Consider the following 6,890-nt stretch of genomic DNA (forward strand, 5'->3'; position numbering starts at 1 on the left):
AAAAAATCTTTTCTATTATTTACATACTTTTTATACTTTTTTGTATGTTAATTATTTGACAGATAATTTCGAAATGTTATAATATGGATATGTGTAAATTTCTATTTTCTTAAAAGACATGGGAGTCAGATGAGAATTGTGAAAGGATGAGGGGGAGTGACACATATTATGTATCACCACACAGCAATCAATGTATTAAGTCTTTTACAAAACATGTCAAATAATAAAACGAACGATATGAAATTAGAGGCGGAATTTAAAAAAATAGAGAAACAATTCCGAATAAAGTATGAAGAGCTTATCGATTTATATAATAGAATGGTATTATTTCAAATAGATATAGAAAAAAATGGCGGTATGCGAGTATATGAAAAATCAGAGATTACATGGTTGAAGTCTGAACTAGAACTATTGTATGAAGTATATCAATTTTGTCAGCGTCAAGGCTTAAACATCGCAAACATTTCAAAATATGTTAGTAAAAATGAACTGAATTTATTTCCGAAAACAGAAAGTCAATTACAGAACACGTATTATAAATTAAAAAAACAAGAAATCCCGTTTGAAAATATCGAAAAACAAAAACCGGGGCGAAAACGTAAATATGCACCTGTAAAAGAGACAATTGCTGAGATAAAACAAGAAAGCAAGCAGGAAGCAAATGAAGACGTTCGAAATGAAGAAGATGAAAAAAGCCTCGTAACAGTTATATCTGGCATCGTGGATAACTTTGAAACAATTAGTCAATGTAGTGAAAAGAAAGAACACGAATTGCATCAGTTCATGGCGGGGATTTATAAGCTTTCTAGCATGGCTGCAGGGCGCTCGAAAGAAGAGAAGAACGCTCGAGGTCTTGAAGGTGAAGTACATTCATTACGAAGTGAAAATGATAGGTTAAAGCGAGAGAAGGAAGACCTTGTACATGATATTAAAGAAATGACGCATCATTTAATTCATTTCATTACGAGCTCTGATATCGATCAAATTCGTACGTTGCCTTTCTTCGTAAAAGAGTGCAAACAAGATTTACATAAGCTAGGATTATATAACGCTCAAGACGGAAAAATGAAAATTATGGTTGATAGTAGCGGTCAGGTTATGACCGTACCACAATAAAAATGGGTACAAAACAAAAGGGAAATACATAGTGTATATGTATTTCCCTTTTGTTTTGTATGGAATCATTTCGGGCAGAGGAAAAGTTATAATTAATTTTAGTAAATCAAAAATTTGTACAAAAGGAAGGAGCTAGGTCTTACTTTGTAGTATTGTCATCAGAAAAATACTGGGAATATGCGTATTGTCACTGTGAAAGGACTTAATACATAATGATTTTAAAGATAAACCGACTCTTCCTCAATATTTAACTGATTTAATTGAGGTGAATAAGTTGTATAATCGTACAGTTGTTATTACATTTCATCAACAAACTTTTAATACGGAGAATTGAAGAGTAAAGTAGGATTCCAAAGCATAGCCAAAAAGGCGGCTGTTATAAGTTATTTGCCTACCAAGATAATCAATATTTGTTTAAAATATAAGATTACTATTTTATTATACCGAGTAATTATTCACATTATATAATAATTACTTACTACACAATTAACATGGTTATCTTACAAAAATGTAAGGTTTTTTCAATTGACACTCGTACATATAAGTAACTATACTGGTTACACGACGTTGGTGAATATATTTAATAGTTTCTATCTATAAGTGTATGTCTCAGGATTCTTTTCGGAATAATAGTTCGATTTGTATTTGGTATTTTTAATATCTTTAATATAGGGATAATACGTATTTAATCTATTCTTTATTCTAAGTCGTATTATTTAAAGATTAACTATAAATGATATATTTACCAAGTTGTAATAATTTTTTAGAGGTGTTACATTTTGAAATACAAATTAATTGCTACAGGAATTCTTGCTGGAAGTCTACTATCCTATTCATCTAGTGCATTTGCAAATACTCATAAATTCCCAGATGTTCCTGCATGGGCTGACAAATCCGTTAATTATTTAGTTGATAAAAAAGTATTGAGTGGTTATCCAGATGGAACTTTTGGTTCAAGTGATACATTAGATAGGGCTTCTGCGGCAACAATTATGACAAAGGCCCTTGGTATACATATTGACTTAAATGCAAAACCATCTTTTACAGATTCACAAAACCACTGGGGAACGCCGTATATTGCTGCTGCTGAAAAAGCAGGAATAATTAAAGGTGAAGGAAATGGAATATTTAATCCTTCTGGAAAAGTTACTCGTGCTGCAATGGCAACAATGTTAGTAAATGCATATAAGCTACAAGATAGAACAAATAGTAATGGGCAAAGTAAATTTGATGATTTAAAAGGACATTGGGGTGAAAAATTTGCCAATATTTTAATTGATTTAAAGATTTCTGTTGGTACTGATAATGGTTGGCAACCAAATAAATTCATAACACGTGCAGAAGCCGCACAACTTACTGCCAAAACAGATACCCTTCAATACAGTCCGAAAAACCCTTTAGAAAGTAAAACAATCATTATTGATCCTGGACATGGTGGTGAAGATCCTGGAAAAGCCACAAAAGGATTGCCTGAAAGTAAAATTGTATTAGACACTTCCTTACGCCTACAACAATTGCTTGAAAAACATACACCATTTACAGTTTTATTAACTCGTGAATCTGATACTAGACCTGGACATGATCAAAAAAGCTCTTTACAGGAACGTGTTAAATTTGCTAAGCAAAATCAGGGGGATATCTTTATAAGTATTCATGCAAATGCTTATAATGGTAATGCAAAAGGGACAGAAACATACTATTATAAATCTTCTGAATCCGAAAAAACAAATCCTCATGTGGAAGAAAGTCATGTGTTAGCGGAAAAAATCCAAGCACGTTTAGTAGAGGCCCTTCAAACACGTGATAGAGGCGTTAAACATGGAGATCTTCATGTTATAAGAGAAAACGGCATGCCAGCTGTGTTAACGGAACTGGCTTTTATAGATAATGGTATCGATTACAGTAAACTATCTACGGCAAACGGTAGACAGATTGCAGCACAAGCCATTTATGAAGGGATTTTAGATTATTATGAATGGAAAGGAAATAATGTATCTGAATATAGGTTGAAATAAGTAAAAGGGAATTTAGTAATTCTAGGAATAAGTAATTTATAAATTGCTAAAGTATAATTTTGTTATTTGTAATGTGTTTTAGTTTTATAGTGTATACTGGCGCCGACTTATTAAGGATTATAAATAAGTCGGTGTTTAAGTTAGCGTACTTAATGAATACTATAGAAGTTATGAAGAAAAAAAGATAAATAGATAGGGGCATACACCTACATTCATTATTTTCACGTGAAATTTTAATTTAAAAATAGTTAAGTTATATGATTCAGATGGGCAGTATACAATGAGTTCAAAGAAAACATTCTTTGAACTCATTAGCTATGAAATCAACTTGTTACATAAATAGTTCGTATAACAATAATTGATAGTGTTAAGGACATAACTGCTCATATTTTTTGTAATTCCTGTTATGTGGTTGTTAAATATTTACAAGTGCAATGTAAGGCTGCTTTATTTTGAAAGAAATCTTTTGAAATGGCCATAATATGAATAATAATTAGAAACAAATTTTTGAAAAAATGATGAAAGACTTAAGAAGGTGAATATATTGCTTAAACATTCACATTTGCAATTTATCTTATTAACAATAGCTCTAATATTCTATATAAGCTTTTGCTTTATATTTTTATTTGTTTTTCCGAATCATTATTTTGTATCAGATTTTAATATCCGACTATCATCCTTAGTTGTTGAAACTACTGTATTTATCTCATTACTTTATTCTATATTATCCAGAAAAATTAAGTTAGGAGTATTCTGGGTTTGCATTACTATTGCAATAGGGTGTTTCTTGATAGGGAATTTTATATCCGCTTTTCAAGTACTTAATGTAGAATTGCCGATACAAAATTTTAATATCTCTGATGTATTTTTGTTGTTTTTCTTATTCTTCTTTCTCTTTGCATTCTTTTATAAAATCATTATGGAATGTAACAAGTGGGAAAAAGCGTATTTAATTTGTGATTTATGTATTGTTGTTACTGCCATTTTTACATTAGAGTGGTACCTGTTTAATAAACCTTCTGCAAATATCTTATTCTTATCAATTGGAGATGTTTTTCTCTCATTTATTTTTCCAATTATAGATTTATTACTTCTTTTATTAGGAGTGAGTCTAATCTTTCGACCAGCTATTTTTAATGCGAAAAGTAAATTATTTATTTTTATCCTCGTATTAACTGGATTGGCTATTACAGACTACTTGTATTTTTACTTACAAGATGATTTATCAGATCGTTCAGTTATATTATTAAGGTGTTTGTATAGAGTTTTCCTATTATTTATCGCTATTGCTGCTTCGATCCCAAAGAATGCATCTTCTAGAAGGAATTATTTTATTATCGATCCCACATTTGGGAAGAAACTTCTTGTTATATTTCCTTATCTTGCAGTTGCGGTATTAATTGGCTTTACTTTAAAAGAGCAAAATTCCTCGGCTACAGTTATTACTGGAAATTGTATTGCATTTGTATTTGTGCTGATTCGTCATACAATCGTACGAATGCAAAACAGAAATTTAACCGAGATGTTAAAAGTGTTTAATAATCAATTAGAACAAAAAGTATCTCAAAGAACAGAAGATTTAATAAACAAATCCAATGACTTGGTCAAAAATCAAGAGAGATTTAAGTCATTATATGAGTATCATCCAGATCCTATATTAACGATTGATTCAAATGGTACTGTGTTAAATATAAACCAGGCTGGAAGTATGTTATTAGGAAAAAACAGTGATGAATTAATAGGTAAAGAGTGCTTCTCAATTTTTTTAGATGAAGATAGATCTGAATTGGAAGCGGCTCTACAGGAAGGGAAACGATGCAGTTCGGCTTCGTTACAATTACGTGTGAAAAATAATAATGAGAAGGACATTCATTTTTGGTACGTCACCATTGTTCCAATTATGATAGAAGGGCAAACTTTTGGGAGTTATGTAATGGTAAAAGACATTACGAGAATGAAGCAACAACAAGATGAGATAAACTATCTAGCATTCCATGATACAGTGACGGGGATTGGAAATCGAATATTCTTCCAACAAGAATTAGAAAAATCCATTGGGCGTGCACAAAAAACGCAGGATGAATTTGGACTCTTGTATATAGATTTAAATCGTTTTAAGACTATTAATGATACACTGGGACATTCAATTGGTGACAGTGTTTTAAAAGAAGTTGCTAAACGTTTTAGGACATGTCTGTTACCGGCTATTCCTCTAGCGAGAATAGGGGGAGATGAGTTTGCAATCATAGTCCATAACCATACAGAGCAACAGCTATTGGATTTGTGTGAAACTCTATTTCGTATAACTGAAGAAGCATTTGTAGTAAATCAGCATAGCTTTTACTTATCTCTTAGTATAGGAATAGCAGTGTATCCGTTTGGAGGAATAAATACTACTACACTTTTACAACATGCTGATATTGCTATGTATAGTGCAAAGGAAAAAGGTAATAATGCTGTTTGCATGTATGACGAGACATTATCAAAAAAAATAACAAGACGATTACGATTAGAACAGGATTTACCTAATGCATTAGAAAATAATGAGTTGTTTCTATTATATCAACCACAAGTTAATAGTAAGGCTGGTATGGTTATTGGTGCAGAGGCTTTAATACGTTGGCAACATCCAGAGCTGGGGCTGATTTCACCTTTTGAGTTTATACCTATCGCGGAAGAAACATCGCAGATTATTTCAATCGGGAAATGGACGTTACAGGAAGCGTGTCGACAACTGAAAGAATGGCATTCTGCGGGCTATTCAAATCTAAAAATGGGGATAAATTTATCAGCTATAGAGTTTGAACAGAAGGACTTTGTTCAAACAATCATATCTACTATAGAAGAAATAGGGGTACCTGCTAGTTCGATCGATTTAGAATTAACGGAGCGGATAGCAATGGTAGATGAAAAAGAAACGTTAGCGAAGTTAAAAGCATTAAAATCATATGGTGTACATTTATCAATTGACGATTTTGGCACAGGGTATTCTTCATTAGCATATCTCCCTTTGTATCCAATTGATACCTTAAAAATTCCAAGAGAATTTGTTAATAGGATCGGAAATTCTACTGATGGAAATGAAATTATTCATACCATTATTTCACTAGCGCATACTTTAAACATGAAAGTGATCGCAGAAGGGGTAGAAACGAAGGAACAATTAACAGTGTTACAACGTAATGCATGTTATCTAATTCAGGGCTATTACTACAGTAAACCTGTAAGTGAAGATGAATTCATCAAATTTTTAAGCACAATGTAGCATCACCCTGTCTAAGAAAAACACAATCTAGACTTGTTTTTTGTTGAAATTATAACAAATAGAGGACAGCAAATTAACTGTCAAAATGTTTTAGCATTTAATTTGTCTTAATAGGAAATTCTATTGAGCAAAGACCTTATCTGATTTTTGTTTTAGAAAGGAGAGAAGCGGATGGATTCAATATGGCTAGAGTATGCTTGGGCATTGTTAATTTTAATCGGATTAGAAGGATTGTTATCGGCTGACAATGCTCTTGTCCTAGCAGTTATTGCGAAACATTTACCCGAAGAAGAGAAGAAAAGAGCTATAAATTACGGAATCATTATGGCCTTTGTTTTTCGATTTGCAGCCCTATTTGCGATTTCATTTATTGCAAATGTTTGGCAAATACAGGCGATAGGAGCAGCTTATCTTCTTTACTTAGGATTGAAGCATGTCATTCAGGCGCAATTTGGAAAAGACAATCAAAATATTCATGAGGACGATGAAAAGGA

4 protein-coding genes and 1 pseudogene are annotated in these 6,890 nt (G+C 32.0%); all 5 read left to right on the plus strand.

From position 1 onward, the window contains the following. Nucleotides 1–168 precede the first annotated feature (168 nt). The gene (locus AC1DTM_RS15465) at nt 169–1,116 is read left to right on the plus strand and encodes a DNA-binding domain-containing protein (protein WP_078173057.1); all 948 of its coding nucleotides are present in this window, start codon (nt 169–171) and stop codon (nt 1,114–1,116) included. Between the two features lie 92 nt (nt 1,117–1,208). Then, nucleotides 1,209–1,438 (plus strand): annotated as a pseudogene (locus tag AC1DTM_RS15470) (Ger(x)C family spore germination protein); the annotation flags it as partial. Between the two features lie 457 nt (nt 1,439–1,895). Continuing rightward, the gene (locus tag AC1DTM_RS15475) at nt 1,896–3,131 is read left to right on the plus strand and encodes an N-acetylmuramoyl-L-alanine amidase (protein ID WP_078173058.1); all 1,236 of its coding nucleotides are present in this window, start codon (nt 1,896–1,898) and stop codon (nt 3,129–3,131) included. A gap of 544 nt (nt 3,132–3,675) precedes the next feature. Continuing rightward, the gene (locus AC1DTM_RS15480; protein ID WP_131231701.1) at nt 3,676–6,396 is read left to right on the plus strand and encodes a sensor domain-containing protein; all 2,721 of its coding nucleotides are present in this window, start codon (nt 3,676–3,678) and stop codon (nt 6,394–6,396) included. Between the two features lie 171 nt (nt 6,397–6,567). After that, nucleotides 6,568–6,890, plus strand: a 323-nt coding sequence (locus AC1DTM_RS15485; RefSeq protein WP_477000444.1) for a TerC family protein, incomplete at its 3' end; no start/stop codon positions are given.

It is taken from the genome of Bacillus sp. P4_D3, assembly GCF_056401855.1.